At 72.8% G+C, this 18,378-nt stretch carries 12 protein-coding genes and 3 pseudogenes; 3 read left to right on the top strand and 12 right to left on the bottom strand.

Annotation, left to right across the window (positions count from 1 at the left end):
* Positions 1–15: 15 nt before the first annotated feature.
* From glpK to ACLGIH_RS32655, 6 genes and pseudogenes are all read right to left on the bottom strand, one after another.
* Positions 16–1,533, bottom strand: coding sequence for a glycerol kinase GlpK (glpK, locus tag ACLGIH_RS32630; RefSeq protein WP_416528887.1), 1,518 nt, complete (start codon positions 1,531–1,533; stop codon positions 16–18).
* A gap of 24 nt (positions 1,534–1,557) precedes the next feature.
* The gene (locus ACLGIH_RS32635) at positions 1,558–2,403 is read right to left on the bottom strand and encodes an MIP/aquaporin family protein (protein ID WP_416528888.1); all 846 of its coding nucleotides are present in this window, start codon (positions 2,401–2,403) and stop codon (positions 1,558–1,560) included.
* Between the two features lie 248 nt (positions 2,404–2,651).
* Positions 2,652–3,020 (bottom strand): annotated as a pseudogene (locus tag ACLGIH_RS32640) (hydrolase); the annotation flags it as partial.
* Positions 3,021–3,072: 52 nt separating this feature from the next.
* Entirely contained in the window at positions 3,073–3,777 is a 705-nt protein-coding gene (cuyB, locus tag ACLGIH_RS32645) for a cysteate racemase (RefSeq protein WP_416528889.1), read from the bottom strand.
* A gap of 1 nt (position 3,778) precedes the next feature.
* A complete protein-coding gene (locus ACLGIH_RS32650; protein ID WP_416528890.1) occupies positions 3,779–4,555 on the bottom strand; it encodes a sulfite exporter TauE/SafE family protein in 777 nt (258 codons plus the stop codon).
* Positions 4,548–5,570 carry a TauD/TfdA family dioxygenase gene (locus tag ACLGIH_RS32655; protein ID WP_416528891.1) on the bottom strand — a complete coding sequence of 341 codons (1,023 nt, stop codon included), beginning with the start codon at positions 5,568–5,570 and terminating at the stop codon, positions 4,548–4,550. Before ACLGIH_RS32655 ends, ACLGIH_RS32650 begins: the two co-directional genes overlap by 8 nt.
* Positions 5,571–5,823: 253 nt before the next feature.
* Here ACLGIH_RS32655 and ACLGIH_RS32660 point away from each other — a divergent pair, with 253 nt between their 5' ends.
* Entirely contained in the window at positions 5,824–7,140 is a 1,317-nt protein-coding gene (locus ACLGIH_RS32660) for a benzoate/H(+) symporter BenE family transporter (protein WP_416529546.1), read from the top strand.
* Here ACLGIH_RS32660 and ACLGIH_RS32665 read toward each other — a convergent pair.
* From ACLGIH_RS32665 to ACLGIH_RS32680, 4 genes and pseudogenes are all read right to left on the bottom strand, one after another.
* Positions 7,066–8,070: pseudogene (locus ACLGIH_RS32665) on the bottom strand (helix-turn-helix domain-containing protein); the annotation flags it as partial. The gene ACLGIH_RS32660 and the pseudogene ACLGIH_RS32665 overlap by 75 nt on opposite strands.
* Before the next feature lie 114 nt (positions 8,071–8,184).
* On the bottom strand, positions 8,185–9,639 hold the full coding sequence (gene argG / locus ACLGIH_RS32670) for an argininosuccinate synthase (RefSeq protein WP_416528892.1): 1,455 nt from the start codon (positions 9,637–9,639) through the stop codon (positions 8,185–8,187).
* A 100-nt stretch (positions 9,640–9,739) separates the two neighbouring features.
* The gene (locus ACLGIH_RS32675) at positions 9,740–11,353 is read right to left on the bottom strand and encodes an alpha/beta hydrolase (RefSeq protein ID WP_416528893.1); all 1,614 of its coding nucleotides are present in this window, start codon (positions 11,351–11,353) and stop codon (positions 9,740–9,742) included.
* A gap of 247 nt (positions 11,354–11,600) precedes the next feature.
* Entirely contained in the window at positions 11,601–13,181 is a 1,581-nt protein-coding gene (locus ACLGIH_RS32680; protein ID WP_416528894.1) for a serine/threonine-protein kinase, read from the bottom strand.
* 65 nt (positions 13,182–13,246) lie between these two features.
* On the opposite strand from ACLGIH_RS32680, the gene ACLGIH_RS32685 reads away from it, so the two are divergent.
* Positions 13,247–13,708, top strand: coding sequence for a GNAT family N-acetyltransferase (locus ACLGIH_RS32685; RefSeq protein ID WP_416528895.1), 462 nt, complete (start codon positions 13,247–13,249; stop codon positions 13,706–13,708).
* Between the two features lie 42 nt (positions 13,709–13,750).
* Here ACLGIH_RS32685 and ACLGIH_RS32690 read toward each other — a convergent pair whose 3' ends face one another.
* On the bottom strand, positions 13,751–14,524 hold the full coding sequence (locus ACLGIH_RS32690; RefSeq protein WP_416528896.1) for a sulfite exporter TauE/SafE family protein: 774 nt from the start codon (positions 14,522–14,524) through the stop codon (positions 13,751–13,753).
* A 227-nt stretch (positions 14,525–14,751) separates the two neighbouring features.
* Positions 14,752–17,307 (bottom strand): DEAD/DEAH box helicase, encoded by a 2,556-nt coding sequence (locus ACLGIH_RS32695; protein WP_416528897.1) that lies wholly within the window; start codon positions 17,305–17,307, stop codon positions 14,752–14,754.
* Positions 17,308–17,437: 130 nt separating this feature from the next.
* Between ACLGIH_RS32695 and ACLGIH_RS32700 the strand changes: the two are divergent.
* Positions 17,438–18,360 (top strand): annotated as a pseudogene (locus ACLGIH_RS32700) (phosphotransferase).
* Positions 18,361–18,378 lie beyond the last annotated feature (18 nt).

An 18,378-nucleotide genomic window follows, 5' to 3' on the forward strand; every position in this document is an offset into this window, starting at 1 on the left:
CCCACCCACGGGCCGCTAGTCGACCTTGACCCAGCCGAGAGTGCGTTCGACCGCCATCTTCCAGCCCTCGTAGCCCGCCGCGCGCCGTTCCTCGGACCACTGGGGTTCCCAGCGCCTGGACTCCTTCCAGTGGGTGCGCAGTTCGTCGGTGTCCCGCCAGAACCCGGTGGCCAGTCCCGCCGCGTAGGCGGCTCCGAGCGCGGTGGTCTCCGCGACGACGGGCCGGCTGACCGGGACACCGAGGACGTCGGCCTGGATCTGCATGCACAGTTCGTTGGCCGTGACACCACCGTCGACCTTCAGGACGTCCAGGTGCACTCCGGAGTCCTGTTCCATGGCCTCGACGACATCGCGGCTCTGGTAGCAGATGGACTCCAGCGTGGCCCGCGCCAGATGCCCGTTGTCGTTGTAACGGGCGAGGCCGACGATGGCGCCCCGGGCGTCGGAGCGCCAGTAGGGGGCGAAGAGCCCCGAGAAGGCCGGCACGAAGTACATCCCGCCGTTGTCCTCGACGGTACGGGCGAGATCCTCGCTCTCGGCCGCGGTCTTGATGATCTTCATCTGGTCGCGCAGCCACTGCACGGCCGACCCGGTCACCGCGATGGACCCCTCCAGGGCGTAGACCACGGGAGCGTCACCGAACCGGTAGGCCACGGTGGTGAGCAGCCCGTGCTCGGAACGCACCAGGTCCGTTCCGGTGTTGAGGACGAGGAAGTTGCCGGTGCCGTAGGTGTTCTTGGCCTCGCCGGGAGTGAAGCAGACCTGTCCGACGGTGGCCGCCTGCTGGTCGCCGAGTACGCCGGTGATGGGGACGGCGGCGCGCAGGGGCCGGGAGGTGCGCGCCGCACCGTAGGCCTCGCGGTGGGAGGAGGCGTTGATGGTGGGCAGCATCTCCCGCGGGATGCCGAAGAAGCCCAGCAGCTCGTCGTCCCAGTCGAGGGTCTCCAGGTCCATGAGCATGGTGCGGCTGGCGTTGGTCACATCGGTGGCGTGGATGCCGCCGTCGGGCCCGCCGGTCAGGTTCCACAGCACCCAGGCGTCCGTGTTGCCGAACAGGGCGTGCCCGCGTTCGGCCGCTTCCCGGACGCCGTCGACGTTCTCCAGGATCCACTGGATCTTGCCGGCGGAGAAGTACGTCGCAGGCGGCAGACCCGCCTTGCGCCGGATGACGTCGCCCTTCCCCGAGCGTTCGAGGTTCGCCGCGATCCCGTCGGTACGGGTGTCCTGCCACACGATGGCGTTGTAGTAGGGGCGGCCGTTGCGGGGGTCCCAGACCACCGTGGTCTCCCGCTGGTTGGTGATGCCGATCGCGGCCAGGTCCGTCGCCGACAGACCGTTGTAGCGCAGGGCGTTCTGCATCACCGAGTTGGTGCGCTCCCAGATCTCCACCGGATCGTGCTCCACCCAGCCCGAGCGCGGAAGGATCTGGGCGTGTTCCAGCTGGTGCTTCGCCACCTCGTTGCCGCCGTGGTCGAAGATCATGAAGCGCGTACTGGTGGTTCCTTGGTCCACCGCACCGACGAAGTCCGCCATGATTGCCGCCTCTCCGGGCCGGGGTCAGGGCTCTGGCGCCGGGACGCGTCCCGGCGGCTCGGGCTCCGCCTTCGGCAGGAACCGGCCGACGAGAGCCTTGTACAGGCCGGCGCCGAGGACACCGCCGACGAGGGGACCGAGGATCGGCACCCAGAAATAGAGGTTCCCGTACTGGTCCCGCCACGCCCCGCCGTAGCCCGTGAGGAAACTGGCCAGCCGGGGCCCGAAGTCACGCGCGGGGTTGATCGCGTAGCCGGCGTTGGTGCCCCAGGCCATGCCGATCGCGACGACGATCAGGCCGATGATGAAGGGGGCCAGGTTGGCGCCCGGCGGGGTGTTCAGCAGGTCCGTGACGGCCATGACGAGCAGCAGCAGGATGGCGGTGCCGATGACCTGGTCGCGGAACGCGCCCCACTCGCCGATCGGCAGGTTCGTGTTGCCGTTGGCGGGGAGCGTGGAGAACACCGCCTGGGTCTTGATGGTGTGCCCGGGGTCGGCCTTCGCCAGTGCTTCCGTGTAGTTCCAGCGGACCAGGAGCGCCGCCACGAAGGCGCCGGCCGTCTGGGCCACCATGTACGGTGCCACCTTGCGCCACGGGAACCCCTTGAACACGGCGAGCCCGAGCGTGACCGCGGGATTGATGTGGGCGCCGCTCAACCGCGCCGCCACATAGACGCCCAGCGTGACGCCGAGGCCCCAGGCCCAGGCGATGCTGTCGTGGTCTCCGAGGCCGCCCGCCGGATCTGTCAGTGCCCCGCCCGCGATCACCTGGGCGACCACGCCACAGCCGAAGAGGATGAGGATCATCGTGCCCGCGAATTCGGCCGACAGCTCTCCTGCCAGACCGGACCCGGTACGCCGCTCAGCCATGGAAGCTCGCCTTCCGCCGGCTCAACCGACCGTTGGTTGCCCGCGTCTCTCCTCTGAGAGGTTAAGGCGATATGTGGCATATCGCACGCAGGGGGGGCGTACCGGTAGTGGGGGCGCCGGGGTGAGGGCGCGGTCGACGGCGAACGCACCGTCCACCTCGATCACCCGGGTGGGGGGAGGGGCGAACCCGCCGTCGGATCGTCACGCTGCCGCCCGGCCTCCGCCGCGCCGCGCCGACCGCCCGGCCACTCGAAGAACTTGAGGCTCCAGCCGGTGTCGTGGGGCGCGCCGGGAACGTCGCTGCGGCTGTAGGTCGTGTTTGCCCACCAGGCGAACGTCCCGGTGTACCAGTGGCGGTCCTCCCACGCGTACGGCGTTCCCTTCGGCACCGCGTGGAACATCAGCGGGAACCCGGGGCCTGCCGGAGGGCTCGTGCCGATGTCGCCGTCGAGCAGGACGAAGCTGTGGTGGCCGGGTCCGTCGGCGTGCAGCGTCGGGTCCCAGCCGGCCATCATGGTCGCCCGGTGGGAGCCGAACAGGCAGCCGTTGGACTTGTACCAGTCCCACACGTGCGCCGGGTCGCCACCGGGGCGCAGCCGCGGGTCGGCCAGGCAGTACCCCGGGTGGTCTCCGCAGAGTTGAACGGGCGCCGCTCGGACGGCACCGGCCTCAGACGGCACCGGCCGGAGCCAGGGCCTCCCGTACCGTCGCCCTCGCCAGTGCGGCCGTGGGGTCGACGACCGGCAGGCCGGCGCTCAGCTCGCCGAGGAGCAGGGGCAGTTCGGTGCAGCCCGCCACGAGCAGGCCCGACCCCCGGGCCGCCAGCTCCTCGGCCGCGCGCTCGATGAGGCAGACCGCGGCGGGACCGACGTCGCCCGCCTTGACCCGGCGGATGGCGCCCGTCACCGCCTCGCCCTGGCAGAGTTCGCCCGGCACCACGACCCGCAGCCCCGCCGCCTCCAGGGCTCGCTGATAGAGCCCGGCGCGCACCGTGCCGGTCGTGGCCAGCAGCCCGGCCGACGTCACCTCGGGGTGGCGGGAACGGATCTCGCCGACCGTCTCCGCGATCATGTCGAGCATCGGTGCGCGCACACTGGTCCGCACCGCGTCGAGGAAGGCGTGCGCGGTGTTGCACGGGGTCGCGATGACCCGCGCCCCCATGGCCTCGAGCCGGTGCGCACCCCGGACCAGCCACGGCGTCGGGTCCGGCCCGCGACCGGTCAGCGCCGCGGAGCGGTCCGGGACCGTCGGGTCGGCCCACACCACGACCGGCAGATGGTCCTGGTCGGCACCGGCCGGGGTCGCGTCGATCACCTTCCGGTAGAAGTCGACCGTGGCCAACGGGCCCATTCCGCCCAGGATTCCGATGGTCATCTCAGGTCCCCCATTGGTCGAGTGCCAGCTTGCCGACCAGCACGGTCACCACGACGAGCAGTACCGCCCGCACGAAACCGCTGCCGCGTTTGAGCGCCATGCGCGCGCCCACCGAGGCGCCCGCCAGATTGAACATCGCCAGGAAGGGGGCCAGCGCCCACAGCACCGTTCCCTGGTACGCGAACATCGCGAGCGCGCCCAGGTTCGTCCCCACGTTGACGACCTTCGCGGTGGCCGACGCCGTGACCATGTCCATGGACAGGACCGCGACCAGGCCGATCACCAGGAAGGTTCCGGTGCCGGGCCCCAGCAGACCGTCGTAGAAGCCGATGCCCGCGCCGACGACCACCACGGCGGCCAGGACCCGCTGCCGGGACACGGCGCCACCGGGCCGCTGTCCGAACTGCGGCTTCAGAACGATGAACGCGGCGACGGCGAGCAGCAGCACCATGATCACCGGGCGCAGGACCTCGCTCTTCACGCCGGCCGCGAAGAACGCCCCACCCACCGCCGCCAGGGCCGCCACAGAGCCGAGCCGGGCCGCGAGCCGCACGTCGACGGGGGCTCTGCGGGCGTACGTCACCGCCGCCGCCGAGGTGCCCACCACGCCGACCGCCTTGTTGGTGCCGAGGGCGTACGCGGGGGCCAGCTGCGGAAAGGCGATCAGCAGGGCGGGCACCTGCAGCAGCCCGCCGCCGCCGACCACCGCGTCCACCCAGCCCGCGAGCGCCGCGGCGATGCAGAGCAGCACCGCCGCGGTCAGGGTCAGGTCATGCACGGGCGTAGCTGTCCTTGCTGAGCACCCGGCCACCGGCCCGCACCAGGACGTCGGCGCGCAGCTCGCCGGGGTACGGGTAGAAACGGCGCAGCCAGCGGTCGTCGCCGTCGTAGCGGGGCGTGAAGTCGCTGCGGCCGTGCACCACGATCCGGTTGTCGACCAGGAGCAGTTCGCCCCGGTCGGCCCGCACCGCGCGGTGCACCGTGTGCATGGCCCGGTTGAGGCGCTCCAGGGCGGCCTGTGCCTCCGCGTCGGTGCCGAAGGTGTTGTGCATGTTGAACCGGACCCGCGTACCGGGGGCACCGTCCGGGCCGTCCATGAGGACCGGGTGCGGCTCGGTCACCGGCCGCTCGTCCTCGGCGAGACCCCGGGTGAAGGAGAGCGGGAAGCGGCTCCGGTAGCGGTCGGTGCGCAGCAGCTCCCGGTCGGCGGCGGAGAGCAGCGGCTCCGCCTCGCGGACCGAGGCGACCATGGTGGCCGCCCGCCGGTCGTGGTCGGGGCGCAGGCACAGCAGGCCCAGGTGCGAGGGCCGTACCGGGTGGTGGACGTTCTCGGTGTGGAAGTCGAAGAGGGTGGAGCCGGAGTTCAGAGGCTTCGCCGCGTCACCGGCGACCGGGTACACGTCGTGCACGAGCGCCCCGGACTTCTCGTCCTCGTAGCCGATCAGCCCGCCCAGCGGGTGCGCGACCAGGGCGACGAGCAGACTGGAGGCGTGCCTCTCGCCGAGGACGTTGGCGCCGTACGCCGCCGGAGTCGCCGGGATGTCGCCGACGGGCAGTCCGCGGACCACGAGCAGACCGTGGTCCGGCGGTGTGTCACGGAAGGACTCGATGCCGGCGCGCAGCCGGGACGGCAGACGTCCGGCGAGCGAGGCGAACTCCGCGGTCTGCAGCATCTGTTCCAGGGGACCCGGCAACTGCGCCGCGTCGCGCAGCAGTTCGTCGAGAAGGGCGGTGTCGGCCGGCTCCAGGGCGAGCGCGGCGAGGTCTGCACGGGGTTCCGCATAAGTCGTCATGCCGGAGATCCTGTGGCCCCGGCGAACGCCGTGACCAGGGAAGTTGACCGTCCGGAAACGTCCATGACCCACACCGGTCACGCCTCGGACCTGTCCGGTAGGGGACGCGGCCTGAAGCGGACGCCCCCCGGGGTGCCACCGGCCCGTGCGGTGCGGCAGCATGTGGGACGGCGCGGCAACGGCTTCGGGGGAGGTGTCGCGATGTCTGAAATCTCTTTGTTCTCCTTCATCTGGGGATGAGTCGGTGCGAGTGATGCGGTCGGTGTCCTTCTCCGCGGTCAACGCGGGCGTGGTGGCGATGGCGGTCTCCTACGCGGGGCCGCTCGCCCTCGTCCTGGCCGCCGCCGACGCGGCCGGCCTGAGCGCGGCGCAGAGTTCCTCGTGGGTGTGGGCGATCTCCATCGGCGCGGGCCTGACCTGCGTCGGGCTCAGCTGGTGGACCCGCACACCGGTGATCACGGCGTTCTCGACGCCGGGCGCCGCCATCCTGGTCACGGCCCTCGCCCAGCACGACTACGCCGAGGCCGTCGGCGCCTTCCTCCTCGCGGGCGTCGCGGCCACGGTGCTGACCGCCACCGGGGTGTTCACCCGCGTCCTGGCCCGGATCCCGGAGGGCGTCGTCTCGGCGATGCTCGCCGGGATCCTCTTCTCGTTCGGCACGGCGATCTTCACCTCGTTGCGCTCGGCCCCACTGCTGGCCGGCGCCATGGTGGTCGGCTACCTGCTCGTCAAGCGCCTGTGGCCGACCTACGCGGTGATGGGTGCGCTCGCCGCCGGGCTCGCCGTCGCCGCGGCCGGCGGCGGCCTCGGCCCGGACATCACCGACATCACCGGGCCCGGCCTGGCCGTGCCGCATCTGACGGCACCGCAGTTCTCGGCGGGGGCGCTCATCGGCATCGGCGTGCCGCTGCTCGTCGCCACGCTCGCCGGGCAGTACGCGCCGGGCATGGCCGTGCTGCGCGCGGACGGCTACCGGCCCGACGAGCGACTGGTGTGCGGGACGACCGGCGCGGTCTCGACGCTGCTCGCGCCGTTCGGCTCGCACGCCGTCAACCCGGCGGCCATCACCGCCGCCATCTGCACCGGCCCCGAGGCGCACCGCGATCCGGCCAGGCGGTGGGTCGCCGGAGTGAGTTGCGGCATCGGCTACCTGGTCGTGGGTTGCTTCGGCTCGACACTCGTCGCCCTGTTCACCGGGTTGCCGAAGGCGCTCGTGGCGACCCTGGCCGGGGTGGCGCTGCTCGGCGCGCTCTGCGGAAGCCTGGCCCGTACCGTCGCCGACGAACGCCACCGGGAGGCCTCCGTCATCACCTTCCTCGCGACCGCTTCCGGAGTGACGGTCGCCGGCATCGGCTCACCCTTCTGGGGACTCCTCGCCGGGGTCCTCGCGCACATCCTGCTCAGGCGCCGCCGGGACCAGCCAGCCGGCCCGCTCGGCGAGGACCGCGACCTGGAACCGGCTGGTGGCGCCGAGCGCCGAGGTCAGCTCGCCGACCATCCGGCGGACGGTGCGGTCGGAGACGCCGAGCCGCCGGGCGACCGCCTCGTCGGTCAGACCCTCCGCGAGTAACCGCAGGACCGCCCGCTGCCGCCGGTCCGGCCGGCCCCCCGCGAGTTCGTCCTTGACGGTGTGCGCCCCCGAGCCGAAGGGGGCCGCCTGCGCCCACGCGTACTCGAACTGGCTGCGGAACACCTCGACCAGGGAGGGGTCGTAGACGACGACGGCCGCCTGCTGCCCGTCCGTGCCGGTGGCGGGCACGATCGCCAGATGCCGGTCGACGACGATGAGCCGGTGCGGCAGCGTCACAGCGGTACGCACCCGGCCGCCCGCCTTCTGCAATTCCCGGAGATAGGCGGCCATGTGGGGCAGTGCGGCGGACGAGGCGAGATGGACGGTACGCATCGCGACCCCCCGCCGCAGTGCCCGCCGGTCGCGCGCGAGGCCCTCCTCCACCATGTGCTCGGGCGCCCCGCGGCCCGGGTGCAGCGAGACCACCTCTTCGTGCGCCTGCTGCGCGGCGTCCTCCAGGGCGGTCGCGATATTGGCCGTGCCCTCCACCAGCTGGGCCTGGGTGCCGGAGACGCGCATGGCGTGGATGGGGTGGAAGTCGGTGAGCATGCGCACCATCGCCTCGCGGGTGCGGGTGGTCTGCTCGACGAGTTCGGCGACGCGGCGGGCGTCGGCGGCGAGGAGGTGATCGAGCGCGGACTCGGACGACACGCAGGCCCAGCCGCTGGGCGTGGCGGTGGTCCGCACCAGCAGGCCGAGTTCGGACAGGACCTGGATGGCCGCCGTGTACTCCTCACTGCTCCAGCCCAGCCGCCCGCACACGGCCGCCGGTGACCAGGCGGCGTCCTGGACGGCGATCACATAGAGACGCTGCGCGAGTTTGTGCTCCAGCGCAGTACTGCCGGTCAATGGTTCCCCCCTCATCGACGCCGCCCCCGAGCGCGCGGAAGGGCCGGCCCTCCCGCGCGGGGGAGTGACGGCCCTCGTCATACAGCACCAACACCCTACGCCGACCGCTCCGGTTGACGGCTGCGGACAACGGCGAAGGGCCGGCCCCGCGCCACCGGCGCGGGGCCGGCCCGATGTCCCCCGGGCCGCCGGAGGTCAGTCCGTGCCGGACTCCATCGCGGCGCGGTCCAGCAGCTCGTCCTCCCCGGAGACCTCACCGCGGGAGGCGATGGCCTCGGCGCCGCCCTGCGGCATCTCCGGCATGGTCCCGATCAGTCCGGTCGCGGCCGCCTGGGCCGCGCCGATGGCGGAGCTGCCGGTGCCGATGAGCCCCAGGCCCGCGTACTGCTCCAGCTTGGCGCGCGAGTCGGCGATGTCGAGGTTGCGCATGGTGAGCTGGCCGATCCGGTCGACCGGGCCGAACGCGGAGTCCTCCGTACGCTCCATCGACAGCTTGTCCGGGTGGTAGCTGAACGCCGGGCCCGTGGTGTCGAGGATCGAGTAGTCCTCGCCGCGCCGCAGCCGCAGGGTGACCTCGCCGGTCACGGCCGCGCCGACCCAGCGCTGCAGCGACTCCCGGATCATCAGCGCCTGCGGGTCCAGCCAGCGCCCCTCGTACATGAGCCGACCCAGGCGCCGGCCCTCGACGTGGTACTGGGCGAGGGTGTCCTCGTTGTGGATGGCGTTGACCAGACGCTCGTAGGCGGCGTGCAGCAGGGCCATCCCGGGGGCCTCGTAGATGCCCCGGCTCTTGGCCTCGATGATCCGGTTCTCGATCTGGTCGGACATGCCGAGACCGTGCCGGCCGCCGATGGCGTTGGCCTCCATCACCAGCTCGACGGGAGAGGCGAACTCCTTGCCGTTGATGGTGACGGGGCGCCCCTGCTCGAAGCCGATCGTCACGTCCTCGGCGGCGATCTCGACCGACGGGTCCCAGAACCGGACGCCCATGATGGGCTCCACCGTCTCGACGCCGGTGTCCAGGTGCTCCAGGGTCTTGGCCTCGTGGGTGGCACCCCAGATGTTGGCGTCGGTGGAGTACGCCTTCTCGGTGCTGTCGCGGTAGGGGAGGCCGTGGGCGAGCAGCCACTCGGACATCTCCTTGCGGCCGCCGAGCTCGGTCACGAAGTCCGCGTCCAGCCAGGGCTTGTAGATCCGCAGGTGCGGGTTGGCCAGCAGGCCGTACCGGTAGAAGCGCTCGATGTCGTTGCCCTTGAAGGTGGAGCCGTCGCCCCAGATCTGGACGTCGTCCTCGAGCATCGCCCGGACCAGGAGGGTGCCGGTGACGGCACGGCCGAGCGGGGTGGTGTTGAAGTAGGCGCGCCCGCCCGAGCGGATGTGGAACGCCCCGCAGGTGAGGGCGGCCAGGCCTTCCTCCACCAGCGCGGCGCGACAGTCGATCAGTCGTGCGATCTCGGCGCCGTACGTCTTCGCGCGACCGGGCACCGAGGCGATGTCGGGCTCGTCGTACTGGCCGATGTCGGCCGTGTACGTGCAGGGGACGGCGCCCTTGTCACGCATCCATGCGACCGCGACGGAGGTGTCGAGGCCGCCGGAGAAGGCGATGCCGACGCGTTCGCCGGAGGGAAGGGAAGTGAGAACCTTGGACACGAGGAAAAGTATGCAAGATCTCGCATGATCATGCAAGTCGGGCCGCGAATACGGCGGTGGGGCCCTGCCACCGGTGCAGGGCCCCGCGTCGCTCAGCCGGTCAGCGGTGCGTGTCGCGGAACCGGTCGTGCAGTCCCGGGACCCCGGGCGGGGCCGGAACCGGGAGCTGGAGCCGGTCCCGGCGCTGGTCGGCCGGGGCCCTGCAGGTCAGGTCCTTCGCCGGGAGCCTGCCGGTCGTCAGGTAGGCCGTCGCCGTTCTGTCGGCGCAGGACTTCGAGCCGTAGATGCCGTGGCCCTCGCCGCCGAGGACCGTGACCATCCGGGCGCCCTTCATCGCCCGGCGCAGGCCCTGCCCGCTGGTCAGCGGGGTCTGGGAGTCCCACTCGTTCTGCAGGATGAGCGCGCCGACCTTGTTGTTCACCTTGGTGGCGGGCTCGGCGCCGCGCTTCCAGAACGCGCAGGGCTTGATGTGGGAGGCGAAGTCGCCGTACAGCGGGTACCGGGCCTTGTCGCGGACGGCGTCGCGGCGGTACTGCTCGGGGTCGCGCGGCCAGGAGCGGGTGTCGGCGCAGACGACGGCCCAGAAGCTCGCGTCCCCGTTGTCCGAGGGGACGGCGCGGGCGAAGGACGGCGGGACGTGGCTCGGCGACGAGCCGCGCTCGCGGGACGGCGCCGGCTTCTTGCCCGCGGCGGCCCTCTTCAGGGCGGCGACCGTCTCGGCGGCGTAGTCCACTTCGAAGAAGATGGCCCGTCCGGCGCGGATGTCGTCGCCCGTCACGGGCGTCCCGTCGAGGTCGACGGGTGTGCGGTCGGCCCGCGCGACCAGGTTCCAGAAGGTCTTGCGGACCTTGGCCGGGGTGTCGCCCAGCCGGTACTTCGCGTGGCGCCGGGCGGTCCACTCGGTCCATCGGTCGAACGCGGGCTCCGCGCCCTCCGCCCACACCTGGATCATGCCCCGCCAGATCCGCTGCGGATCGACGGCGCTGTCCAGGACGAACCGGTCGGCGCGCCTGGGGAACATCTGCGTGTAGACGGCGCCGAGGTAGGTGCCGTAGGAGTACCCCAGGTAGGAGATCTTCTTCTCGCCCAGTACGGCGCGGATGACGTCCATGTCCCGGGCGGTGTTGCGGGTGGTGAAGTGCCGCAGCGCGTCACCGCCCTTGGCCCGGCACTTGTCGGCGACGGTGCGCGCCCACTTCACGTCCTTGTCGAAGGTCGCGGCCTTGTACGGGCGGTCCCAGTCGAGTTCGCTCTCCTTCAGTCCGCAGCCGAGAGGAGAGCTCCGGCCGACGCCCCGTGGGTCGAACCCGATGAGGTCGTACTGCTTCTTCACGGCCGCCGGCAGCTCGGTCGCCAGGTACAGCGGCATGTCGAGGCCGGCGCCGCCGGGACCGCCCGGGTTCAGCAGCAGCACGCCGCGGCGTTCCTTGGTGCCGGTCGCCTTCATCCGCGACACGGCGAGGTCGATCGTCTTGCCATCGGGGCGGCTGTAGTCGAGCGGCACCTTGAGGGTCGCGCACTGGAGGGCGGCCGGGCTCTCGGCGTCGCAGCGCTTCCAACGCGCCTTCTGCTGGGCGTACTTCCGCAAGGGGTCCGCGGCCGCGGAGCCCTGGGGTGCCGTGGTGGCCGCAGAAGCGGTGGCGGGCGTGAGCGCGGGCACCAGGGCCGCGGCCGCGCTGACGGCCAGGACGGATGCTATTCGTCTGTTTCGCACAATAATGCCGGTCCTTGTGAGGGGGGTGGCTGAATCGCCACCCACCCTGTCGCGTGCGGCAGTTCGGCACATCCGCCGCCGGGACCGAGGTGGGTCCCACCGGAGGAGTAGGCGCCCGCGAGCCGAATGGATCTCGAGGCGGAGAACGGAAACCGCGGTTTTCCCGTCCGGGGGCCGGACCGCGGCCTCCTCGGCCCCCGCGGACACGTGACGGACGATGAGGCCGTCATCCCGTGCTGCCGGGCCGTCAGCCGTTGCGGACGCAGCGCCCCGTGGGGTTCGTGGCCGGGGGGCGGCACTGGAGGGGCGCGTCGGACGGGTCACGGCTCAGGTACCGGCCCAGGCACGTGTTCGCCGTCGTACGGCCGTGCTCGGCGCAGTACTCGAGTGCCGCACGGCCGTCGCCGAACGGTCCGGGGGCATAGACCACCCAGTATCCGGGGCGCAGCGAGGCGTAGTCGTCGCTCCGGAGCAGTCGGGCGTCCGGGACGGTTGCGCGGACCAGGGCGAGTCGCCGGTCCCGGGCAGCCGTGCCCGAGGACACGGGCTCGGAGTGCAGCTGGGCGATCCAGCGGCCACTGGGATCGCGGCCGTCGGGCGGTGCGGTGGTGGCCGGAGCGGGGGAGTGGGACGGGGACGTCGCAGCGGACGGGCCGGGTCGCCGGGCCGGGCCTTGTTCCGGGTCGGGCGACTGCGGCTGCGTGGAGGGAGTGGGGCTCGGGGACGGCGTGGTGGACGCGCCTGTCGTCCGGCCGCCCGTCGCGCGGCCGGTGCCGTCCTTCCCGCCCGTCCACGGCGGCGACAGGGCGACCGCCACCGCGGCGGCGATCGCGGTGACGGCCACGCCGGCGAGGACGGGCCTGCGCAGCCGCCGCGGCGGCGCCGGGACCGGCACATCCGGACGCGGAGCGGGGGCCGAGGCGTCCGGCCACGATGCCGGTGCCGGCACGTCCGGCTGCGTGGGCGTCGCCGCGGGCGCCGGTGCGGGACCGGCCGTCACCGTCGGCCGGTCCCAGTGCGCGGCGGCACCCGACTCCGCCTGCGCGAGCATGGCGTCCAGCCGGGCCGCGTCGGGCCGTGCCGCCGGATCGCGCACCAGCAGCGCGGTGAGCGCGGGGGCGAGCGGGCCGGAGCGCACGGGCGGCGGCACCGGGTCGTCGAGGACCGCCGCCAGCGTGGCGAGCGTCGTCGTGCGGCGCAGGGGGTTCACGCCCTCGGCGCAGACGTACAGCACGAGGCCGAGGGACCACAGGTCGGAGGCCGGGTCGTCGTCCCGGCCCCGGATGCGCTCCGGAGCCATGTACTCGGGCGAGCCGACGAGTTCGCCGGTGGCCGTGAGCGCGGTCGCGCCGTGCAGCGCGGCGATGCCGAAGTCGGTCAGGACGGCGGTGCCGTCGGCCCGCAGCAGGATGTTGGCGGGTTTGACGTCCCGGTGCCGGACGCCCGCCGCGTGGGCGACACTCAGCGCGGACAGCACCTGCCGGCCGACCCGCGCCGCCTCCCGAGCCGTCAACGGCCCCTGGGCGAGGCGCTGTTCCAGTGAGACGCCGGGGACCAGCTCCATCACGATCCATGGGTGGGGGCCCGCCTCGATCACCTGGTGGACCGTCACCACGTGCGGGTGGTTCAGCCGCGCCAGCGCCCTGGCCTCCCGCAGCACCCGCTCACGGACCACGTCCGTGGCCTCCGCGTCCGGACGCACCGCCTTGAGCGCCACCTCGCGTTGCAGCACGGTGTCGAGGGCCCGCCACACCGTGCCCATGCCTCCGTTGCCGAGCCGTTCCAGCAGCTCGAACCGCCCGTCGATCACGTCCCCCGGTGTCTGCATGACGTCAGCCTAGAACGACGCCGCTCGCGGCCGGCCGCGCGGTGGTCGTCTGTCACACTGGCCCGATGACGGTGAGACCGGCACAGGAGCAGGACTTCGACGGCTTTCTCGGCCTCGCGGCACAGGTCGAGCACTGGTTCGGCCCGATGGTCGCGGAACCGGGCTTTCACCGTGCCGTGCGGGAGCACATCCGGCGGTCCACCGCCCTGGTCGCCGATGCGTCGGGGCCGGGGCTCCTCGGCGGCCTGCTGTTCGGCGCCGAGGGCCCGGTCCACCACATCCACTGGCTGGTCGTGTCGCGGGAGCAGCGCGGGACGGGGGTCGGCCGCGCCCTGATGGCGGAGGCCGTGCGCCGGTTCGTACGGCAGCCGGGCACCCTTGAGGTGGTCACCTTCGGCGTCGACCACCCGGCCGCCGTGGCCGGCGGCGCCCGTGTCTTCTACGAGCGCCTCGGCTTCGAGCCGGCCGAGGTCACCGACCCGGGCCCGGAAGGCGGTTCACGCCAGGTCTTCCGCCGTGCCGTCTGACCGCCGCGCCGTGTGGCTTCGCCGGCCGCCCCCGCGAACGTCTCAGCGCAGCAGGAGCTGGACGATGGCGAAGGTGCCGACGACGACGATGAAGAGGCGGAGCGCCGCCGCAGGCAGCCGGCGCCCGATCCGCGCGCCGAGCTGCCCGCCGATCGCGGAGCCCACGGCGATGAGCAGGACGGCGGTCCAGTCGAAGTCGGCGACGAAGAGGAAGAACAGTGCCGCGATGCTGTTCACGATCGCGGCGAGGACGTTCTTCACGGCGTTCAGGCGCTGGATGCTGTCGTCGAGCAGCGTGCCCATCAGGGAGAGGTAGATGATCCCCTGGGCCGCCGTGAAGTAGCCGCCGTAGACGCTGGCGAGCAGGAGGCCGCCGAAGAGGACCGGACCGCCGTCGGTCCTCGTGGCCGTGCCCGCGCGGGCACGGCGCCGCTGGACCAGCGCCGACAGTCGCGGCTGGAGGACGACGAGGACCAGCGCGAGCGCCACGAGGACGGGGACGATCGTCTCGAAGGCGGTCTCCGGGAGCATGAGCAGCAGTACCGCCCCCGCCAGTCCGCCGATCGCGGCCGCGGTGCCGAGCCGCAGGACCAGTGGGCGCTGCCCCGTCAGCTCCGCCCGGTAGCCGATGGCGCCGCTGACGGACCCGGGGATCAGCCCCAGGGCGTTGGACACGGTCGCCGTCACCGGCGGCAATCCCGTGGCGAGCAGCACCGGGAACGTGATCAGGGTTCCCGAGCCGACGATGGTGTTGATGGTGCCGGCACCGATGCCGGCGGCGAATATCGCCGATGACTCCCAGATGGACAACGCCATCTCCTTCGCGTTCGGTAGGCGCCTCCCCGCCCTGAGGTCGAGGGGCCTCACCGATCATGCACGAGGCGGGTCCGCGCCGGCGGACCGGGGTGCGCGGGGGCCCGCGGAAACGCAGGCCGGCGCGAGTTCCGGGCGCCGAGTGCGAACGGCACCCACGCTCGCCACCCGCTTCGTTCGCACCGGGCACCCGCCGGACCGCCGCGATACCCCATCGGCCACGGCGACCGCTACGCCCAGCGCATCCCGATCGCGGACAGCCGCTCGACCCGTTCCGGCGTGAGCGCCGCGGCCCTGCTGCGTTGATTGCCGATCCACGCCCCGAGCCGGATCTCCAGCTCCTGCCGCTCATCGCCGTCGCCGGCGCGGTCGTCGTCCCCGCCGCCGACCACGATCCGCTCGACGTGCCTGCGCGGCACGCGCAGGTGCCCTTCACGTTCGTAGAACTGCCGCGCGGCGGCGTAGTTCACGGCCCACTTCTCCGCCTGCGTACGACGCGCGGGCGGCCTCTCGCCCTCGGTGGCGGGCCGGATGCCGAGGATGTGCTCGCACATCCACTGCTGTACGCCGGTGAGCCCGTCCCAGCCGAGCCTGACCGACGCCACCCACCGCCCCAGGTCCTCGCCCTGGCGGACGACCTCGCCCGGCGCCGTGGGCAGCGTGCCGCCGGCCTCCAGGTGCAGCCGGGTCAGATGGAAGCAGCGCTGCCACTCGACCGGCCATGCCGGGCACCAGGCCGGGTCGATGTCCTCCAGCTGCTCACGACGCTCCTGCGACAGGGCACCGGCCGTCGGCCTCCCCGGCCGGCCCTCGGCCCGCCGCCGCTCGTTCTCCTGTGCCCGCCGCGCGGCCGCGCGCGCGTTCTTCAGCCAGATGCCCACCTTGTGACCGCGGTGCACGGCGTCCAGCGGTGCCAGGAGGTGCCCGTGCTCGGCGGCCCACCCGCGGGCGGCGGCCAGCCCTTCCTCCCACGCGACGTCGTGGTGCGACCAGACCATGTCCAGCTTCTCCAACTGCACCACGCGCTCGTCGTCCATGGCGCCGCGGGCGTGGAGGCGTCGGGCGTCGGCGATCCACTGCCCCAGCGGAAAGGCGGCGAGCGAGGCCGACCACCCTGCCTCCCGGGCCCGGTCGCCCTCGGGGACGCGGTAGGTGAACGGCACCTTCAGGTCGCCGTGGAGCCGGTGGTAGACGGCGGCGGCCTCCATGCCGCGGCGCCAGTGGGCGTGCTCGGGCCGGAGGACCCGCAGCTTGATGAACGCGGCCAGCTGCGCGGGGTCGCGCGGGGTGCTGAACTTCAGCAGCGCCTGCGCCGGCAAGGACACCGCACCGCGGTCCTCGTCGCCCGCGGTCCGTGTCTGTACACCCCTGACACCGCTTCGGGCCTGGGGTTCGGCCAACTGCTCCACGATGCGGGCGTCGTGCGCCCTGAGTGCCTCCAGGAGCTTCGCCAGCCCGCCGTACGCCCGGGAGGTGAGCATGGTGTCCGGCGTCTCGCCGGGGCCGAGCAGGACCGGCACGACCAGGGAGGCGAGCTTGCCCTCGCCGGGGCGCATCCGCAGCGCCCGGCCGACGGCCTGGACGAGGTCGGGCATGGAACCGCGCACGTCGGCGAAGTAGACGCTGTCGCAGTCGCGGATGTCCACGCCCTCGCCCAGGACCTTCACCGAGCCCAGGAAGGCCTTCTCGGCGACCGTGCCGTCCGCGGCGACGCCGCCGGCGAACTCGCCGAGAACCCGGCGGCGGTGCCGGGGCGCGTGTTCTCCGCACAGCCAGTCGGCCCATACCGTGCGCGGATACGACCGCGCGTCCACGGCGTGCAGCCGCCGGGCGACGTCCGGCAGGCCGGCGGCGAACGCCTCGGCCTCCCTCACCAGGTGGTGGAAGACGAGCGTACGCGCGAAGCCCTCCTCCGAGGCCGCCTTCACCAGCGCGGCCTGCAACGCCGCGAGCCGCGCCCCGCGCACCCGCTCCGACCGCCCGTCCGCGCCGAGCAGCACCGCCGCCCGGAAGTGCGTGTCCGTGACATCCACGCACACCACCTGGTACGGCGCACAGATGCCGCGGTCGATCGCCTGGGACAGCGTGAGGGTGTGGCAGCGCGCCCCGAACGGCCCGTCCGGATCGTCCTCCATCGAAGCCACCAGCTCACCCGGCGCGCCCCGCCCCTGCTCGCCCCCCAGTCCCTGCTCCTGTCCCCGTCCCTGCTCCTCGTCCAGCTGCCACAGCCGGGGCGTGGCGGTCATGTACAGGCGGCGCAGCGACGGGATCCGCCGGTTGTCGTGGACGACCGCCCACGGCTTGCCGATCCGGCCCGAGGTCCGGTGCGCCTCGTCGACCACGACCAGGTCCCAGCCCGGAAGGCCGGCGGCGTGCGCGCGCTCCAGCGTGCCGAGCCCCAGCGAGGCGTACGTGGCGAACACCGTCACCTTGTCGAACGGCCGGACCCGGGCGACCAGCTCGTCCACGTCCGTGGTGTTGGGGAAGGACGCCTCCGTCCCGCGCAGGGACGACACCCCGACCACCGGGCCCGTACGGCCTCCCTCGCGCCACGCGGCCTCCGTCTGCGCGAGCAGGTCCAGCGAGGGCACGAGCACCAGCACCCGGCCCGCCCGCAGCTCCTCCGCGCTGCGTACGGCGACGAGACTCTTGCCCGACCCGGTCGCCATGACCACCTGTGTCCGCAGTCCCCGCTCCGGCACGGTCCGCCCGGCGGGCAACTCCAGGGCCCGCAGTACCGCGTCCACGGCTTCTCGCTGGTGGGGGCGGAGTTCCTTTGCCGCCATGTCGCTGTGCTCTCTCCTGCGGGCCGGGGTGGCGGTCGTTGCGACAGCCGTACGACAGGTAACGGTAGACCGTGGACGAGCCGGAAAACCTCGTTGCCTCCCGGCGACCGGCGGAAGTACGGTCCCGATCATGCTTCCTCCCGTGGAAACGTCCGGGCAGTGGGACGCGGTCGTCCCCGACGAGACGGTGATGCGTCCGGGAGCGGAGGATCTCTGTGCGCGTCTCGGTCTCGCCGGCGTGCCGCTGACTCGGTTCCCGGACGGGTCCCAGCCGGTCTACGCGGTGGGTGACGAACACGTGCTCAAGCTCTTCCCCGGAACCGCCGCCCGCCGGGGCGTCGCCGAGGGCCGCGTCCTCACCCACCTCCAGGGGCGGCTTCCGGTACCGACACCGCAGGTACGTGACTTCGGCCCGTACGAGAACGGCTGGCGGTACGTCCTGATGTCCCGGCTCCGCGGCGAGAACCTGGCCCACGCCTGGGACCGGATGCCGCGGAGCCACCGGGAACGGCTCGTCACCGAGATCGGTGAGACCCTGGCGGCGCTGCACTCCCTCGGCCCCGATCCCCTCGAGGACGTCCTCGGCCCCGGGGACTGGGGCGCCTTCCTGGACCGCCAGGCTGCCGGGGCCGTGGAACGGCAGCGCGCCCACGGCCTGGCGGCCGCCTGGCTGGAACAGATCCCGGATTTCCTCGCCTCGGTGCCGCTGCCGCGCGCCCCGCACCGTGTTCTGCTGCACACCGAGGTCATGCGGCAGCACTTCCTGGTGGACCCCGACGGCCGGCGCCTGACCGGGGTCTTCGACTTCGAACCGGCCATGATCGGGGACCGCGCCTACGATTCGTGGGCGCCGGCCTGTTCGTCACCCGGGGCGATCCGGAACTGCTGGCCCGGCTGGCCGGGGCGTACGGGCACACCTTCGAGCCGTCCACGCTGCTCGCCCACACGCTGCTGCACGTGTACAGCGACCTCCCCTGGTACATGCGGGAACTGGGTGTGCCTGCCGAGGGAACGCTGCCTTCACTCGCTGAGGCGTGGTTCGGCACGGTGTGACGCCGGTGCGCCACACCG

This window comes from Streptomyces hamibioticus, assembly GCF_047946815.1.
Classification (GTDB): domain Bacteria; phylum Actinomycetota; class Actinomycetes; order Streptomycetales; family Streptomycetaceae; genus Streptomyces.